The organism is Nocardioides pymetrozini, from assembly GCF_046058985.1.
Lineage (GTDB): Bacteria > Actinomycetota > Actinomycetes > Propionibacteriales > Nocardioidaceae > Nocardioides.
This window is the reverse complement of sequence record NZ_CP175556.1, coordinates 2,773,689-2,790,000: the sequence shown is the minus strand read 5'-3', so window position 1 is coordinate 2,790,000 and position 16,312 is coordinate 2,773,689. Positions and strand designations below refer to the sequence as shown.

General features: G+C 70.6%; 13 protein-coding genes and 2 rRNA genes (1 of these 15 running past the window's edge). 8 read left to right on the top strand and 7 right to left on the bottom strand.

Going from position 1 to position 16,312, the window contains the following annotated elements; all coding sequences use genetic code 11:
• From ACJ5H2_RS13730 to ACJ5H2_RS13720, 3 genes are all read left to right on the top strand, one after another.
• Window positions 1–1,661 (top strand): 23S ribosomal RNA (locus ACJ5H2_RS13730); it begins 1,465 nt to the left of the window's first position.
• A 136-nt stretch (window positions 1,662–1,797) separates the two neighbouring features.
• Window positions 1,798–1,914: ribosomal RNA gene (gene rrf, locus ACJ5H2_RS13725) — 5S ribosomal RNA — on the top strand.
• A 93-nt stretch (window positions 1,915–2,007) separates the two neighbouring features.
• On the top strand, window positions 2,008–2,991 hold the full coding sequence (locus tag ACJ5H2_RS13720; protein WP_408895968.1) for a tetratricopeptide repeat protein: 984 nt from the start codon (window positions 2,008–2,010) through the stop codon (window positions 2,989–2,991).
• Between the two features lie 18 nt (window positions 2,992–3,009).
• Here ACJ5H2_RS13720 and ACJ5H2_RS13715 read toward each other — a convergent pair whose 3' ends face one another.
• Window positions 3,010–3,618, bottom strand: a complete 609-nt coding sequence (locus ACJ5H2_RS13715; protein WP_408895967.1) for a hypothetical protein — start codon at window positions 3,616–3,618, stop codon at window positions 3,010–3,012.
• A 56-nt stretch (window positions 3,619–3,674) separates the two neighbouring features.
• On the opposite strand from ACJ5H2_RS13715, the gene ACJ5H2_RS13710 reads away from it, so the two are divergent.
• Complete coding sequence (locus ACJ5H2_RS13710) at window positions 3,675–4,595, top strand: alpha/beta fold hydrolase (protein WP_408895966.1); 921 nt, start codon at window positions 3,675–3,677, stop codon at window positions 4,593–4,595.
• Window positions 4,596–4,867: 272 nt separating this feature from the next.
• The gene (locus ACJ5H2_RS13705) at window positions 4,868–5,365 is read left to right on the top strand and encodes a DUF3145 domain-containing protein (protein ID WP_408895965.1); all 498 of its coding nucleotides are present in this window, start codon (window positions 4,868–4,870) and stop codon (window positions 5,363–5,365) included.
• Between the two features lie 170 nt (window positions 5,366–5,535).
• Here ACJ5H2_RS13705 and ACJ5H2_RS13700 read toward each other — a convergent pair whose 3' ends face one another.
• The 5 genes from ACJ5H2_RS13700 to ACJ5H2_RS13680 all read right to left on the bottom strand — a co-directional run bounded on the left by ACJ5H2_RS13700 (window position 5,536) and on the right by ACJ5H2_RS13680 (window position 10,551).
• A complete protein-coding gene (locus tag ACJ5H2_RS13700; RefSeq protein ID WP_408895964.1) occupies window positions 5,536–6,786 on the bottom strand; it encodes a beta-ketoacyl-[acyl-carrier-protein] synthase family protein in 1,251 nt (416 codons plus the stop codon).
• A gap of 27 nt (window positions 6,787–6,813) precedes the next feature.
• Window positions 6,814–7,059 (bottom strand): acyl carrier protein, encoded by a 246-nt coding sequence (locus ACJ5H2_RS13695; protein WP_141799363.1) that lies wholly within the window; start codon window positions 7,057–7,059, stop codon window positions 6,814–6,816.
• 69 nt (window positions 7,060–7,128) lie between these two features.
• Window positions 7,129–8,127: a beta-ketoacyl-ACP synthase III gene (locus tag ACJ5H2_RS13690; RefSeq protein ID WP_408895963.1), complete on the bottom strand. Its 999-nt coding sequence runs from the start codon at window positions 8,125–8,127 to the stop codon at window positions 7,129–7,131.
• On the bottom strand, window positions 8,124–9,101 hold the full coding sequence (locus tag ACJ5H2_RS13685; protein ID WP_408895962.1) for an ACP S-malonyltransferase: 978 nt from the start codon (window positions 9,099–9,101) through the stop codon (window positions 8,124–8,126). The genes ACJ5H2_RS13690 and ACJ5H2_RS13685 overlap by 4 nt, the downstream gene beginning before the upstream one ends.
• A 262-nt stretch (window positions 9,102–9,363) precedes the next feature.
• Window positions 9,364–10,551 (bottom strand): PucR family transcriptional regulator, encoded by a 1,188-nt coding sequence (locus tag ACJ5H2_RS13680; protein ID WP_408895961.1) that lies wholly within the window; start codon window positions 10,549–10,551, stop codon window positions 9,364–9,366.
• Between the two features lie 145 nt (window positions 10,552–10,696).
• Here ACJ5H2_RS13680 and ACJ5H2_RS13675 point away from each other — a divergent pair, with 145 nt between their 5' ends.
• Both ACJ5H2_RS13675 and ACJ5H2_RS13670 read left to right on the top strand, forming a co-directional pair.
• Window positions 10,697–11,695 (top strand): alpha/beta fold hydrolase, encoded by a 999-nt coding sequence (locus ACJ5H2_RS13675; RefSeq protein ID WP_408895960.1) that lies wholly within the window; start codon window positions 10,697–10,699, stop codon window positions 11,693–11,695.
• A gap of 20 nt (window positions 11,696–11,715) precedes the next feature.
• The gene (locus ACJ5H2_RS13670; RefSeq protein ID WP_408895959.1) at window positions 11,716–12,834 is read left to right on the top strand and encodes an SLC13 family permease; all 1,119 of its coding nucleotides are present in this window, start codon (window positions 11,716–11,718) and stop codon (window positions 12,832–12,834) included.
• Window positions 12,835–12,864: 30 nt separating this feature from the next.
• Here ACJ5H2_RS13670 and aceE read toward each other — a convergent pair whose 3' ends face one another.
• Window positions 12,865–15,612, bottom strand: coding sequence for a pyruvate dehydrogenase (acetyl-transferring), homodimeric type (gene aceE, locus ACJ5H2_RS13665; RefSeq protein ID WP_408899637.1), 2,748 nt, complete (start codon window positions 15,610–15,612; stop codon window positions 12,865–12,867).
• A 296-nt stretch (window positions 15,613–15,908) separates the two neighbouring features.
• On the opposite strand from aceE, the gene ACJ5H2_RS13660 reads away from it, so the two are divergent.
• On the top strand, window positions 15,909–16,286 hold the full coding sequence (locus ACJ5H2_RS13660; protein ID WP_408899636.1) for a DUF3052 domain-containing protein: 378 nt from the start codon (window positions 15,909–15,911) through the stop codon (window positions 16,284–16,286).
• The last annotated feature ends 26 nt before the right edge of the window (window positions 16,287–16,312 follow it).

Sequence of the window (16,312 nt, the reverse complement as noted above, 5' to 3'; positions counted from 1 at the left end):
CCTAAGGCGAGGCCGACAGGCGTAGTCGATGGACAACGGGTTGATATTCCCGTACCGGCGAAATGGCGCCCATGACGAGCCCGGTGATGCTAACCACCCGAAGCGCAGCTGACCGATCCCTTCGGGGTGAGGCGGTTGTGTGGAGCGTGGGATCCGATCCGGTAGTAGTCAAGCGATGGGGTGACACAGGAAGGTAGCCCAACCGCCGCGATGGTAGACGGCGGGTAAGCATGTAGGACGTGGCCTAGGCAAATCCGGGTCGCAGCCCTTGGGTGGGTGAGTCTGAGATGTGATGCCGAGGCCGTATGGCCGAAGTGGGTGATCCTATGCTGTCGAGAAAAACCTCTAGCGAGCCATGAGCCGCCCGTACCCGAAACCGACTCAGGTGATCAGGTAGAGAATACCGAGGCGATCGAGACAACCATGGTTAAGGAACTCGGCAAAATGCCCCCGTAACTTAGGGATAAGGGGGGCCCGATGTGTGAACCCACTTGCTGGGGGAAGCACAGGAGGCCGCAGAGACCAGGGGAAAGCGACTGTTTACTAAAAACACAGGTCCGTGCGAAGTTGTAAGACGATGTATACGGACTGACTCCTGCCCGGTGCTGGAAGGTTAAGAGGACGGGTTAGACGTCAAGTCGAAGCTCAGAATTTAAGCCCCAGTAAACGGCGGTGGTAACTATAACCATCCTAAGGTAGCGAAATTCCTTGTCGGGTAAGTTCCGACCTGCACGAATGGAGTAACGACTTTCCTACTGTCTCAACCATGGACTCGGCGAAATTGCACTACGAGTAAAGATGCTCGTTACGCGCGGCAGGACGGAAAGACCCCGGGACCTTTACTATAGTTTGGCATTGGTGTTTGGTTCGGCTTGTGTAGGATAGGTGGGAGACTGTGAAGCCTCGACGCCAGTTGGGGTGGAGTCATCGTTGAAATACCACTCTGGTCGTACTAGATGTCTAACCTAGGGCCATGATCTGGTTCAGGGACAGTGCCTGATGGGTAGTTTAACTGGGGCGGTTGCCTCCCAAAATGTAACGGAGGCGCTCAAAGGTTCCCTCAGCCTGGTTGGCAATCAGGTGTTGAGTGTAAGTGCACAAGGGAGCTTGACTGTGAGACAGACATGTCGAGCAGGGACGAAAGTCGGAACTAGTGATCCGGCCACTGCGAGTGGAAGCGTGGTCGCTCAACGGATAAAAGGTACCCCGGGGATAACAGGCTGATCTTCCCCAAGAGTCCATATCGACGGGATGGTTTGGCACCTCGATGTCGGCTCGTCGCATCCTGGGGCTGGAGTAGGTCCCAAGGGTTGGGCTGTTCGCCCATTAAAGCGGCACGCGAGCTGGGTTTAGAACGTCGTGAGACAGTTCGGTCCCTATCCGCCGCGCGCGTAGGAAACTTGAGAAAGGCTGTCCCTAGTACGAGAGGACCGGGATGGACGAACCTCTGGTGTGCCAGTTGTACCGCCAGGTGCATGGCTGGTTGGCTACGTTCGGAAGTGATAACCGCTGAACGCATCTAAGCGGGAAGCACGTTTCAAGATGAGGTTTCCCACCCCTTTGTGGGTTAAGGCCCCCAGCAGAACACTGGGTTGATAGGCCGGAGGTGTACAGCAGTAATGCCCAGCCGACCGGTACTAATAGGCCGAAGACTTGCCACAACAAACCACTTACACACCCAACAACACCAAACAACACCAGTTGTGATTGGTGCTGCGCGTCCACGATGAAGACCAACCCCCACCCGTACCCACACTCGTTGTGGGCACCACGGGCCAATGTGGGGGTTCATAGAGTTACGGCGGCCATAGCGGCAGGGAAACACCCGGTCCCATCCCGAACCCGGAAGTTAAGCCTGCCAGCGCCGATGGTACTGCAACCGAGAGGATGTGGGAGAGTAGGACGCCGCCGGACAAACATTCCAGTAGGGGCCACCTCGTGAGGTGGCCCCTACTGCCTTTTGCACCTAGATTCCTCAATAGCGATCTCGAGTCCCAGGAGACTGACGTGGCAGACCAGCGTGGCCGTCGTGACGGCGCGGGCGCACCCCGGAAGGGCGGCCCCCGACAGGGAGGAACGGCCCGGTCCGGGTCCGGCGGCCGGGGCGGTGCGAGCCGTGGCGGCGAGGACCGCAAGCACTACGACCGCAAGCCGTCCGGTGAGCGCAGGGCCGCCGCGGGCGACCGCAAGCCCGCTGGTCGGGGCGGCAAGCCCGCTGCCGACAAGCGCCGCGGGCCGCGCCCGGACTCCGATCGCTCGTCCCGCGCCGGACGTTCTGAGCCTGCTGAGCGGTCCGAGAAGCAGGCCCTGTACGACGGCCCGCCGCTGCCCGAGGACGTGACCGGGGCGGAACTGAGCGCCTCGGTCCGCGCGCACCTGAAGGGGCTGCCCGAGAAGCTCGCCGCGCGCGTGGCGCGCCATCTGGCCGCGGCCGGTCAGCTCGTCGACGTCGATGCCGAGACCGCCTACCAGCACACGCTGGCGGCCAAGGCCCGGGCTCCGCGGATCGCGGTCGTGCGGGAGGCGGTCGGCGAGGCGGCGTACGCCGCGGGTCACTACGCGGAGGCGCTCTCCGAGCTCCGGGCGGCCAAGCGCATGAACGGGGCCACGGCCTATCTGCCGATCATGGCGGACTGCCACCGCGCGCTGGGCAACCCCACCCGAGCCCTCGAGCTCGCGAAGAGCCCGTCGGTCGTGAAGTTCGTCCCCGCGGCCAAGGCGGAGATGACGCTGGTGGAGGCGGGCGCGCGGCGCGACCTGGGCCAGATCGACGCCGCGCTGCGCACGCTCGAGGTCTCGCCGCTCAACACCAAGACCCGCGAGCCGTGGGTGGTCCGGCTGCGCTACGCGTATGCGGACACCTTGGAGGAGGCGGGACGACTCAACGACGCCCTGACCTGGTTCCACAAGACCAACGCGATCGACGCCGAGGAGATCACCGACGCGGCCGAGCGCGCGGAGGCGCTGGAGAGGCGGATCGAGCGCGACTGAGGATGCCGCGCCGCTCGGCTACGGGCGGCCGGCGATCGTGACGATCGCCTGCTGGTTGCCGGCCGGCTGGGTGTCCCAGCGGATGTCCTCCCGGTAGGCGATCCGGACCCGGTCGACGACGGCGAGCGCGGCCGTCTCCGACTCGACCCGGACCACGATCGAGTCGCCGGCGACCAGTCGCTCGCCCTCCGGGTCCACGAGGTCGGCGCAGAACTGGTCCGGCTCGGTCGTGACGCCCACGGTGCCGCGGCGGCACAGCAGGGGGGTGACCTCGAGCTCGACGTCGCTGGTGGTGTGCACCTTGACGCCCGCCACGCGCAGGGTCCGTCCGAAGTCGGACGGCACCGCGAACATCCCGACGTACAGGGGAGTCCCCACGACGCCGTTGGCGTTGAGCACCTTCTCGGTCACGGGCAGGTCCTCGGGCGTGGTCGCGTACCAGACCAGCCAGCCGACCGCGAGCGCCAGGGCGACCACGAGGCCGGTGATCCGCCAGCCGCGGGACCGGAAGGAAGGACGGGGCACGCGCGGGGCGCCGAGGGCACCGGAGCGGCGGCGCGGTGGCCGCTCGGCGCGACGCCGGCCGGGGGCGGGCGCGGTGCTGGGCACGGGTCCTCCGTCGGTCATGGCCGAAGCGTAGGACACCCCGAGGGGGCCGCGCCGGACCTGTCACACTCCTGCGCATGACGTTCCCCGCTCCGCGCATTCCCGAGCAGCCCAAGCGGCCCACGCTCGAGGGCAGCGTCGCCGTCCGCGACGGGCGCCGGCTCAGCTTCGCGGAGTACGGCTCGCCCCGAGGGCCCGCGATCGTCTGGATGCACGGGACGCCGGGTGCGCGACGGCAGATCCCGGTCGACGCCCGTGCGTACGCCGAGGAGGCCGGCGTCCGGATCATCGGCATCGACCGCCCGGGCATCGGGTCGTCGACGCCGTACCTGTATCCCGACCTGCTCGACTGGACCGAGGACCTTGTCCTGCTGCTCGACGCACTCGCGGTGGACAGCCTGCGCGTCATCGGGCTCTCCGGGGGCGGCCCCTATGCGCTCGCCGCGGGTGCCGCGCTGCCGGAGCGGGTGCGCGGCGTCGGCGTGCTCGGCGGTGTCGCGCCCACGCGGGGGCCGGACGCCGCGGAGGGCGGCATCATCCGCCTGGCCGTGCACGCGGCACCGCTGCTGGCCGCGACGCGGGTGCCGTTGGGAGTCGCCCTCACCGGCGCCATCCGGACCGTGCGTCCGCTGGCGGGGCCCGCTCTCGACCTCTATGCCGCCGTCCAGCCGCCGGGGGACCGGAACCTGCTCGGTCGTCCGGAGTTCAAGGCGATGTTCCTCGACGACCTGCTCAACGGCAGCCGCTTCCAGACCTCCGCGCCCCTGGCCGACCTGCTCCTGTTCACGCGCCCGTGGGGCTTCGACCTGGCCGACGTGCGCGTGCCGGTGCGCTGGTGGCACGGCGACGACGACCACATCGTGCCCTTCCGGCACGGCCAGCACTGCGTGGACCGCCTCCCGGACGCGACGATGACGACCATCGACGGCGAGAGCCATCTCGGCGGCCTCGGGATCGCCATGAAGGTGATGGACGAGCTGCTCGCGCTCGGCGCCTGACCGCGGCCGCGTGGTGACGCGCGAGACCGACGGCATCGAGACCGACGACATCGAGACCGACGACATCGAGACCGACGGCATACAGACACGCGACGCAAGCGCTGGTGTCCGGCGGTCCCATGGGCCACAATGGGAGCACAACATCACAGGTGTCACGCAAGCGACCGTGCCCGCACGCGCTTCGCGACCTCGACACCTCCGTTGAGACCGCTGGGGAAGGCGTATCTCGCGCCGGAGGTAGGAGGAAGCGAGGGTTCGTGGTGACCGGAAGCATGAGTGCAACCAGGGGCGTGTTCTACGTCCACTCCGCGCCGTCCGCGCTGTGCCCGCACATCGAGTGGGCCGTGGGCGGCGTCCTCGGCGTGCCCGTCAGCCCCGACTGGACGCCGCAGCCGGCGCAGTCGGGCACCTACCGCTGCGAGTTCTCGTGGACCGGCAAGGTCGGCGCCGCCGCGGAGATGGCCTCCGCCCTGCGCGGGTGGAACCACCTGCGGTTCGAGGTCACCGAGGAGCCGACCTCCTCCACGGAGGGCGCGCGCTTCTCCTACACCCCCGACCTGGGCGTCTTCCACGCGGTGATGGGCCTGCACGGCGACATCATGATCCCCGAGGACCGCCTCAAGGCGTCCGTGGTGCGGGCCGCGCTGGGCGAGGTCACCCTCGAGAACGAGATCGACAAGCTCCTGGGCAAGCCCTGGGACGACGAGCTGGAGACCTTCCGGCACGCCGGCGAGGGCGCCCCCGTCCGCTGGCTCCACCAGGTCGTCTGACGACTCCTCCTCCGACACCAGATCGCCCCGGCTCGGTTCCCGAGCCGGGGCGATCTGCGTGGGAGCGATGGGTGGTCAGGGCCGCTGGACGGGAGGTGTTCCAACGGCCCTGGAACGAGGAGCGCGCGAGGCGCTGGACGGCCGCGGCGGGCCGTCGACGGAGCTCGGGATCAGGACGGCGAGCCGAAGACCACCGCGACGTTCGCGCCACCGAACCCGAAGGAGTTGTTGATGGCGGCGATGTCGCCGATCGGCAGGTCGCGCGGCTTGGTGGCGACGTCGAGCTCGACCCGCTCGTCCTGCTGGTCGAGGTTGATGGTCGGAGGGGCCGTGCGGTGGTGGATCGCGAGCACCGTGGCGACCGCCTCGAGCGCTCCCGCGCCGCCGAGCAGGTGACCGGTCATCGACTTCGTCGCGGAGACGACCAGGTCGTTGGCGGCCGCACCCAGCACGGCGTGCAGCATCAGCGACTCGGCGACGTCGCCCTGCGGCGTGGACGTCGCGTGCGCGTTGACGTGCGCGATGTCGCTCGGCGCGACTCCGGCGTCCTGGACGGCCGCACGGATCGCGCGCGCGCCGCCGCGACCGGCCGGGTCCGGCTGCGCGATGTCGTGGGCGTCGGCGGTGATGCCGGTGCCCAGGACCTCGGCATAGATCCGCGCGCCGCGGGCCTGGGCGTGCTCCAGCGACTCGAGGACGAGCGCGCCGGCGCCCTCGCCGAGGACGAAGCCGTCGCGCGCCACGTCGAAGGGGCGGGAGACCGTGGTCGGGTCGCCGTCGTTCTTCGACAGCGCCATCATGTTCGCGAACGCCGCGATCGGGAGCGGGTGGATGGCCGCCTCCGTGCCGCCGGCGATCGCCACGTCGACCCGGCCGAGCCGGATCTGGTCGGCGGCCAGGGAGACCGCCTCGTTGCCGGACGCGCAGGCCGAGACCGGCGTGTTGACGGGGCCCCGGGCGCCGAGCTTGAGGCTGATCGTCGCGGCGGGGGCGTTGGCCATCAACATGGGCACCGAGATCGGGGAGACCCGCCGCGGTCCCTTCTCGAGCAGGACCTCGTGGTTGGACAGCAGCGTGTGGACGCCGCCGATGCCGGAGGCGAAGGCGACGCCGAACCGGTCGCCGTCGAGGTCACCGGTCTCCTGCGCGGTGTCGAGCCCGGAGTCCGACCATGCCTCGAGCGCCGCCACGAGGGCGAGCTGCGAGGAGCGGTCGAGCCGGCGGGCGACGACGCGGTCGAGGACCTCGGTGGGGTCGACGGCGGCCGGGGCGCCGATCGTCACGGGGAGACCGTCAGCCATGTCGCCGAGGGGGCGAACCCCCGAGCGACCGGCGAGCAGGCCCTCCCAGGTGCTGGCGACATCGCCGCCGAGCGGGCTGGTGGTGCCCAGGCCGGTCACGACGACACGAGTGCGGGACATGGCTGTCGGTCTCCTTCGTGAGTCAGGTCAGGCCGCGCGGTTGCGCTCGATGTAGGCGACGGCGTCGCCGACGGTCTTGAGGTTCTTGACCTCGTCGTCGGGGATGGTGACGCCGAACTTCTCCTCGGCCTCGACGACGACCTCGACCATCGAGAGCGAGTCGACGTCCAGGTCGTCGCTGAACGACTTGTCCAGCTGCACGCTGTCGGCCGGAATGCCGGCGACCTCGTTGACGATCTCGGCGAGGGCGGCGCGGATCTCTTCGGTGCTCATTCTTCTTGTTCTCCCGTGGTTGGTGGGTGGTGCCGGGTGGTGCAAATCAGGGGCCGGACGTGCCGTCCGTCAGGGGACGACGACGACCTGGGCGGCGTACGCGAGGCCGGCGCCGAAGGCGATGAGGAGCGCCGTGTCGCCGCTCTTCGCGTCGCCCTCGTCGATCATGCGCTGGAGGGCCATCGGGACCGAGGCGGCGGAGGTGTTGCCGGCGTCGATGATGTCCCGGGCGATCTTCACCGTGTCGGGCAGCTTCAGGGCGCGCGCCATGGCGTCGGTGATCCGGTTGTTGGCCTGGTGCGGGATGAAGCAGTCGAGCTCGTCGACGGAGACGCCTGCGCGGTCGAGCGCCTGCTGGGCGACCTTGGCCATGCCGTACGACGCCCAGCGGAAGACCTCGTTGCCCTTCATCGAGAGACACGGCATCTTCATCTCACCGGAGGCGAGGATGTCGCGCCAGTCGGGCGTGCGGATGTGGTCGTAGTGCTCACCGTCGGAGCCCCACACGACCGGGCCGATGCCCGGCGTCTCCGACGGGCCCACGACGACCGCGCCGGCGCCGTCGGCGAAGATGAACGCCGTGCCCCGGTCGGTCGGGTCGGTGATGTCGGAGAGACGCTCGACGCCGATGACGAGCGCGTAGCCCGCGCTGCCGCCGCGGACCATGTCGTTGGCCAGCGCGACGCCGTGACAGAAGCCGGCGCAGGCCGCGGAGATGTCGAAGGCGGCGGCCTGGTCGGTGCCGAGCTCGTGGGCGATCGCGGTCGCCGCCGACGGCGTCTGCAGCAGGTGGCTCACCGTGGCGACGATGACGCAGTCGACCTGCCGCGCGTCGACGCCGGCGGCGTCGAGGGCCTGTCGTGCAGCCGCCACGCTCATCGAGACCACCGTCTCCTCGTCGGTGGCGAAGCGCCGGGTCCTGATGCCCGAGCGCTGCTGGATCCACTCGTCGCTGGAGTCGATCGCGTCGACCACCTCGGAGTTGGGGACCAGGCGGGAGGGGCGGTATGCGCCGACGCCGAGCACGCCGGCGTACGTCGGCCCGGACTCGGTGCGCAGCGTCGTCATGCCGACACCGTCTCGGCAGTGCGCTCCCCGGCGCCCTCGCCGGTGGCCCCGGCAGCCGTGGCGTGCCGACCGCAGAACGCACGGGCCTCGTCGAGCTGGTCGGGCCCGGTGAGGGCGAAGGTCTCGACGTCCATGTCGCGGCCGCGGAAGTAGCGCTTGGCGATGCCGGTCAGCGTGCCGGCCGGCGGGAGCTCGAGGATGCCGGTGACACCGAGCTCGGCCATCGTCTCCAGGCACAGGTCCCACCGCACCGGTCGGGCGATCTGGCCGACGATCCGGTCGAGCACCTCCCGGCCGTCGTGGAGCACGCTGCCGTCGGCGTTGGTGAGGAAGCGCGTGTGCGCCGCGTCGGCCGCCACCGCCCGCGCGAGGCCGGCGACGTGGTCGACGGCCGGCGCCATGTGCGGGGAGTGGAAGGCCCCGGCGACCGACAGCGGCCGCAGCCGGGCGCCCTTCGGAGCGGCGTCGGCGAACGCCGCGAGCTGCTCCATCGTCCCGCCTGCGACGATCTGGCCGGGACCGTTGTCGTTGGACGCGGTCAGGCCGTGGGCGGCGATCGCGGCGCGGACCTCGTCGCGGTCCCCGCCGAGGACGGCGGTCATCCCGGTCGGGGTGACGGCGGCGGCATCCGCCATGGCGTTGCCGCGCTCGCGGACCAGGACCATCGCCTGCTCCGCGGACAGCACGCCGGCTCCGACGGCGGCGGTGATCTCGCCCACGCTGTGGCCGGCGACCGCGTCGGGGGCGGCGGCCAGCTGCCCTGCCGCGACCAGCCCGGCGGCCACCAGCAGCGGCTGCGCGATCTTCGTGTCGCGGATGGTCTCCTCGTCGGCCTCGGTGCCGTAGTGCACCAGGTCGAGCCCCGCGACGGCCGAGAGCCAGTCGGCGTACGCCGCGACGGAGGGCTCCGCCAGCCAGGGGCTGAGGAAGCCAGGGGTCTGCGCGCCTTGTCCGGGGGCCACGATCACGAGCACGTCCCCAGCCTGCCGTCCGGGTGCTCCGGATCGCGCCTGCACCCTCCACGAAGATGTCCGCGCGGGCTTGTGGAACCCCTACAAGTCTCGTGGGCCGAGCGTGTCGGATGTCGAGAGGCGCCTCGGAGAGCGAGGCCGCCTGTGGAGGAACCGGCCGGGTCCGGCGAGAAATGATGCGGTTTGGGACCAAACCCCGTGATCTCCGCGGCCGGACGTGCGGTCTGTGACCAAAGGGCGCTGTGGAGAACGTGCGGGGGAGCGGTCAGGCAGCCCCGGCCTGCCGGCCCAGCACCAGGGCCAGCTGGAGGGTGAGGGCGTCGCGGGGGACCGAGGGGGTCAGGCCGGTGAGGTCGGCGATCTGGCCGAGTCGGTAGCGCACCGTGTTGGCGTGCACGAACAGGGAGCGGGCGGTCGCCTCGATGCCGGCACCGTTGGCGAAGTAGGCCACCAGCGTCTCGACCAGCTCCCCGCGGGACTCCGCGAGCGGACGGTACAGGTCCTCGACGGCCTCCGTCCGGGCCAGGGCGTCGCCGGCGAGGATCCGCTCGGGGAGCAGGTCGTGCGCCGAGACGGGGCGGGGTGCGTCGGGCCAGCCGACCGCGGCGCGCAGCGCGTCGAGGGCGACCCGGGCCGAGGCGTGGGCGTGGGCGAGGTCGGTGGCGGTGGGTCCGACGACGACGGCTCCCTCGCCGAAGAGGTGGACGATGGCGCTCGCGTCCTTCTCGGGCCGGTCCACGCCGCCCAGGATCACCACGAGCAGATGTCCCTGGACCGCGCTGAGGGCGTCGAGGCCCCGGTCCTTCGCGGCACGCCGCACGTCCTCGAAGACCGCGGTCTGCGGTCCGTTCGCCTCGGGCGGGGCCGTGCCGACGACGACGGCGACCTCGCCACGGGAGGACCAGCCGACCGCGCTGGCGCGTGACAGCACCGCCTCGTCGGTCTCGGCGCGCAGCACCGCGTCGACCGCCAGCGCCTCGAGCCGCGCGTCCCAGCGGCCGCGGACCTCGGCTGCGCGGGCGTACACCTCGGCCGTCGCGAACGCGACCTCGCGGCCGTAGCGGAGCACGGCGGCGTGGACGTCGGGCAGGACCTCGGGGTCCAAGAGCCCCTCGATGTTGGCCTCGACCTCGTCGATCGTGAGCTTGATGAGGTCGACGGTCTGGTGCAGGTCGACGGTCCCGGCCATGGCGCGCGGCGCCGCGCCGAACACCTGTCCCACCAGCGCGTGGTCCCCGGGATCGGCGCCGCCACCGTCCGCGAACCAGTCCACGAAGCTCTTCACGCCGGCCTGGACGATCATGCCCACGTAGGAGCGCTCCTCGGCGCTCAGGTCCCGGAACCACGGCAGGTCGGCGTCCATCCGGGACGTCGCGGCGGTGCTGAGGGAGCCGCTCGCGGCGCGCAGCTGCCGCGTGGCCTCGGCTCGCTGTGCGGAACCGGTGGGGGACATGTCCTCAGCCTAGGGCGCCGCCGCCCGGCCGGGTCCGCCCGGTATCCGGAGGCGGGGATGTCGTGGCGCCCGTCCGCGTGGTTGAATCGTGCACCATTGCTAGCAGAAGCAAGCACTCTGCTAGCCGAGCGGAGGGGGCGCAGCGATGTCGGTGGGGGTCGACGACGTCCAGTACGTCACGCTGCACGGCAAGCGCCGTGCGTACGTCAAGAAGGGCTCGGGGCCGGCCGTCCTCCTGCTGCACGGGCTGGCGTGCGACCACACCACCTGGGCGGGGGTGATCGACCAGCTCGCCGAGAGGTACACGGTGATCGCGCCCGACCTGCTCGGCCACGGGCTCTCCGACAAGCCCCGGGCCGACTACACGCTCGGCGGGTACGCGAACGGGATGCGCGACCTGCTGACGGTGCTCGGCATCGACAAGGTGACGGTCGTGGGCCACAGCTTCGGCGGCGGGGTGGCGATGCAGTTCGCCTACCAGTTCCCGGAGCGCACCCAGCGGGTGATGCTCGTCTCCACCGGCGGCCTCGGCGGCGAGGTCACCCCGCTGATCAAGCTCATCCAGGTGCCCGGGTGGTTCCGCGTCGTCGGCGTGCTCACGCTCCCGGGCATCCGGCACGCGGAGACCTTCGCCCTGCGCGCCGTCGCCGCGCACGTCGACTTCGGGCCGCTGCGCAAATACACCCGCGACCTCGACGAGGTCGCCGACATCGTGGAGTCGTGGAAGAACCGGCGCACCCGGTTCGCGATCCGCCACCTGGTGCGGGCCGTCATCGACTGGCGGGGGCAGATCGTGACCATGTCGGACCGCGCCTACCTCAGCGAGGCGATGCCCATGGCCGTGCTGTGGGGCGCGCAGGACCAGGTCATCCCGGTCTCCCACGCCGACAACGCGCGGATGCTGGCCCCCGACGTGCGCGTCGACGTGATCGACGACGCCGGCCACTTCCCCCACAAGGACCACCCCGACCAGTTCGTGCGCCTGCTCGACGAGTTCATCTCGACGACCGCACCGGCGGCGTACAACCGCGCCCGGTTCCGCCGGATGCTCAAGGCCGGCGCCTCCGCCCCGCTCGGCCCCCTGGCCGCGGTCGCCGCCGCGGAGGCCCGCCACGATCGCGGCGACGTGGTCACCCCTGCCTGACGGACGGCGCTGATGAGCTGGTGAGGGCACGTCTCGTCGAGGTCGCGCGGCGTGAGCCCTTCCTCGTCGTCGCCGCGGTGGCCGCCCTCGCGTCGTGCGTGCTGCGCCCGCCCGACGCCGGCTATCGCGAGTACGTCGACGTCCGGACGCTGACCTGCCTGTTCTGCGTGCTGGCGGTCGTCCGGGCCCTCGAGCACACGCACTTCTTCAGCGTGCTGGCCGAGCGCATCATCGGCGTCCTGCGTACCCGCCGCTCCCTCGTGCTGGGCCTGGTGACGGTCACGCTCGTGACCTCGATGCTGATCACCAACGACATGGCGCTGCTGACGCTGCTGCCGTTGGCGGCGATCGCGTTGCGGGCGACGGGGAACGACGACCTGCTGGCCTTCGTGTTCGTGATGGAGACCGTCGCCGCCAACCTGGGCGGGATGCTCACGCCGTTCGGCAGCCCGCAGAACCTGTACCTGTACCACTTCTACGCGCTCGACCCGCGCGACTTCGTGCGGATCATGGCGCTGCCGTTCGCCGTCTCCGCGCTCCTGGTCACGGCCGTCTGCCTCGGCGTGCGTCGTACGCCGCACGACCCGGTGCGCTTCGAGGACCGGGTGCCGCGCTGGCCGACGGCCCTCCACCTCCTGCTCTTCGTCGCCTCCCTGGGCATCGCGCTGCGGCTGCTCCCGGTCGCGGCCGGCGTCGTCGTGGTCGCGGTGCTCCTCGTCGTGGACCGCGCCGCGCTGGCCCGGGTCGACTACGGCCTGATGGCCACGCTGGCGCTCTTCTTCGTCGTCGCCGGGAACCTCGCCCGGCTCCCGTCGGTCGGGGACGTCATGGCCGAGCTTCTCGACCGCGACCCCCTGGTCGTGAGCGCGCTCGCCAGCCAGGTGCTGTCCAACGTGCCGACGGCGATCCTGGCCGCGCCGTTCACCGGCGAGCACGCCCAGCTGCTCGTCGGCGTCAATGTGGGCGGCGTCGGCACCGTCGTCGCGTCGCTGGCCAGCCTGATCACCCTGCGCCAGTACGCCGCCCTGCGACCAGGAGACTCCGGGACCTTCCTGCGCCTCTTCACCCTGGTCAACGTCGCCTTCCTGGCCGCGTTGCTCCTGACGACGCGAGGGGCGGTCGCAGCGGGCTGGCTGTGACCGCCCCTCGCGTCGGACGCGTGCGACGTCTCAGGCGTCGCCGCCCTCCTGCTGCACTCCGGCGACGGCCGTCGGGTCGTCGATCCGGTAGCGCTCGGCGGCCTCCTTGACGCGGGCCGGGTCGATCTCGCCCGCGTCGGCCAGCGCGGCGAGCGCCTGGACCACGACCGACTCGGCGTCCACCTGGAAGAAGCGACGCGCGGCCGGGCGGGTGTCGGCGAAGCCGAAGCCGTCGGCGCCGAGGACGTGATAGTCGGCCGGCACCCAGGGGGCGATCTGGAGGGGGACCGCGGTCATGTAGTCGGAGACCGCGACGACCGGCGCCTGCGCGGTCGGACCGGAGGCGAGCACCTCGGTGACGTACGGCGTCCGGTGCTCCTCGCCCGGATGGAGGAGGTTCCACTTCCCGGCGGCCACGCCGTCGCGGGCCAGCTCGTTCCAGGACGTGACGGACCAGGTCTCGGCGCGCACCCCCCAGTCCTCAGCGAGGATCCGTCGCGCCTCGTCGATCCACGGGAAGCCGACGCCGGAGGCGAGGAGGCGGACCACCGGGCCCGCATCGCCGCTGACCTCGGCGACCCGGTACATCCCCTTGAGCAGCCCGGCCACGTCCAGGCCCTCGGGCTCGGCGGGCTGGGCGACCGGCTCGTTGTAGACGGTGAGGTAGAAGATGACGTCCTCGCCGCGCGGGTGGTCCTCGCTGGCGCCGTACATGCGCTCCAGGCCGGAGCGCATGATGTGGCCGACCTCGTAGCCGAAGGCCGGGTCGTAGTGCACGACCGCCGGGTTGGTGGCGGCGAGCAGCGGCGAGTGGCCGTCGGCGTGCTGCAGGCCCTCGCCCGTGAGCGTCGTACGCCCGGCGGTCGCTCCGATCAGGAAGCCGCGGGAGAGCTGGTCGGCCATCGCCCAGATGGAGTCACCGGTGCGCTGGAAGCCGAACATCGAGTAGAAGATGTAGAACGGGATCATCGGCTCGCCGTGGGTCGCGTACGACGATCCCGCGGCGATCGCGGAGGCCATCGCGCCGGCCTCCGAGATGCCCTCGTGCAGCATCTGGCCCTGAGCGGACATCTTGTACTGCAGCAGCATGTTGCGGTCGACCGACTCGAACTGCTGCCCGTGCGGGTCGTAGACCTTGGCCGAGGGGAACATCGCGTCCATGCCGAAGGTGCGGTACTCGTCCGGCGCGATCGGGACGATCCGCTGGCCGATGCCCGGGTCCTTCATCCAGTCCTTGAGCAGCCGCACGGCGGCCATGGTGGTCGCGACCTTGTGGCTGCCGGCGCCCTTCCGCAGCTCGGCGTACACGCTGTCGCCGGGGAGGGTGAGCGGAGTGGACCGGTCGACCCGCTGGGGGAGCGAGCCGCCCAGCTGGCGCCGGCGCTCGAGCATGTACTCGATCTCGGGCGAGTCCGCGCCCGGGTGGAAGAAGGGGGCCGCGCCGGTCGCCTCGTAGGCCGCCTCGAGGTCCCGGTCGCTGATCGGCAGGTAGAGCCGGTCGCGGAACTTCTTGAGGTCGTCCTGGGTCAGCTTCTTCATCTGGTGGGTGGCGTTCTTGCCCTCGAGGGCGTCGATCGTCCAGCCCTTGACCGTGTGCGCCAGGATGACCGTCGGCTGGCCGACGTGCTTGGTGGCCGCGTCGAACGCGGCGTACACCTTGCGGTAGTCGTGCCCGCCGCGCGGGAGCTTCTCGATCTGCCGGTCGGTCATGTGCTCGACCATCGCCCGCAGCCGCGGGTCGGGTCCGAAGAAGTGCTCGCGGTTGTAGGCGCCGGACTCGACCGAGAAGGTCTGGAAGGCGCCGTCGGGCGTGGAGTTCATCTGGTTGACCAGCACGCCGTCGACGTCGCGGGCCAGCAGGGCGTCCCACTCGCGGCCCCAGATGACCTTGATGACGTTCCAGCCCGCGCCCCGGAAGTTCGCCTCGAGCTCCTGGATGATCTTGCCGTTGCCGGTGACCGGGCCGTCCAGCTGCTGCAGGTTGCAGTTGACCACCCAGGTGAGGTTGTCGAGCTCCTCGCGCGCGGCGACGCGGATCGCGCCCAGCGACTCCGGCTCGGCCATCTCGCCGTCGCCGAGGAAGGCCCAGACGTGCTGCTGGCTGGTGTCCTTGATGCCGCGGTTGTGCAGGTAGCGGTTGAAGCGCGCCTGGTAGATCGAGTTGATCCCGGTCAGGCCCATCGAGACGGTCGGGAACTCCCAGAAGTCGGGCATCAGCCGCGGGTGCGGGTACGACGACAGCCCGGCGCCCTTGCCGTGCTGGACCTCCTGGCGGAAGCGGAACAGCTGCTCCTCGGAGAGGCGGCCCTCGAGGAAGGCGCGCGCGTAGATGCCCGGGGAGGCGTGACCCTGGATGAAGATCTGGTCGCCGCCGCCGGGGTGGTCCTTGCCCCGGAAGAAGTGGTTGAAGCCGACCTCGTAGAGGCTGGCGCTCGACTGGTAGGTCGCGATGTGGCCGCCGACCTCGAGCCCCTTGCGGTTGGCGCTGGACACCATCACGGCGGCGTTCCAACGGATGAACGCGCGGATCCGGCGCTCGGTGTCCTCGTCGCCCGGGAACCACGGCTCGCGCTCCGGGGGGATCGTGTTGATGTAGTCCGTGCTGCGCAGCGCCGGCACCCCGACCTGGGCCTCCCGCGCCCGCTCCAGCAGGCGCAGCATGACGTAGCGCGCGCGCTCGCGACCGCGCTCGTCGACCAGGGCGTTGAACGAGTCGATCCAGTCCTGGGTCTCGTCGGGGTCGATGTCGGGGAGCTGGGTCGGCAGGCCCTCGTGGATGACCGAGGGAGTCGACCCCGCGCGTACGGCGGGGGTGGGGCCGTCGGTGTTGGTGTCGGAGGTCACGCTGCCCATCGTTGCACCTCTCCCTGAGGCAGAAAATCTACCCACGGGTACGCATCCCGGGCCGTTCTGCGACCGGGAGGGTTGCGCCCGACACCCTGACTCCGCTGGACTACTCCTCAACCCGCGCCCAGCGCGACCCTCGTCGTACCCGAACCACTGGAGGACACACCGTGACTTCGACCGCCACCGGCGGCACCAGCGCATCCGGCCCGACCGGCCCCGCCGAGAGGATGGGCCTCAAGCAGGGGCAGGTGGTCCAGGAGCTCGGCTGGGACAACGACACCGACGACGAGCTGCGTGTCGCGATCGAGGACGCCATCGACGGCGACATGGTCGACGGGGACTACGGCAACGTCGTGGACGCCGTCGTGCTGTGGTGGCGTGCGGACGACGGCGACCTCGTCGACGGCCTCGTGGACGCGCTCACCGACCTCGTCGGAGGCGGCGTGATCTGGCTGCTGACCCCGAAGATCGGCCGGCCGGGCGCCGTCGACGCGGCGGACATCGCGGAGGCTGCCCCGATCGCGGGCCTCTCGCAGACGACGGCGGCGGCCGTCAGCAAGGACTGGGCGGCGACCCGTCTGGTCGCGCCGAAGTCCATCGCCTGAGCCCGGAGCGACCGGTGGCCGAGGCG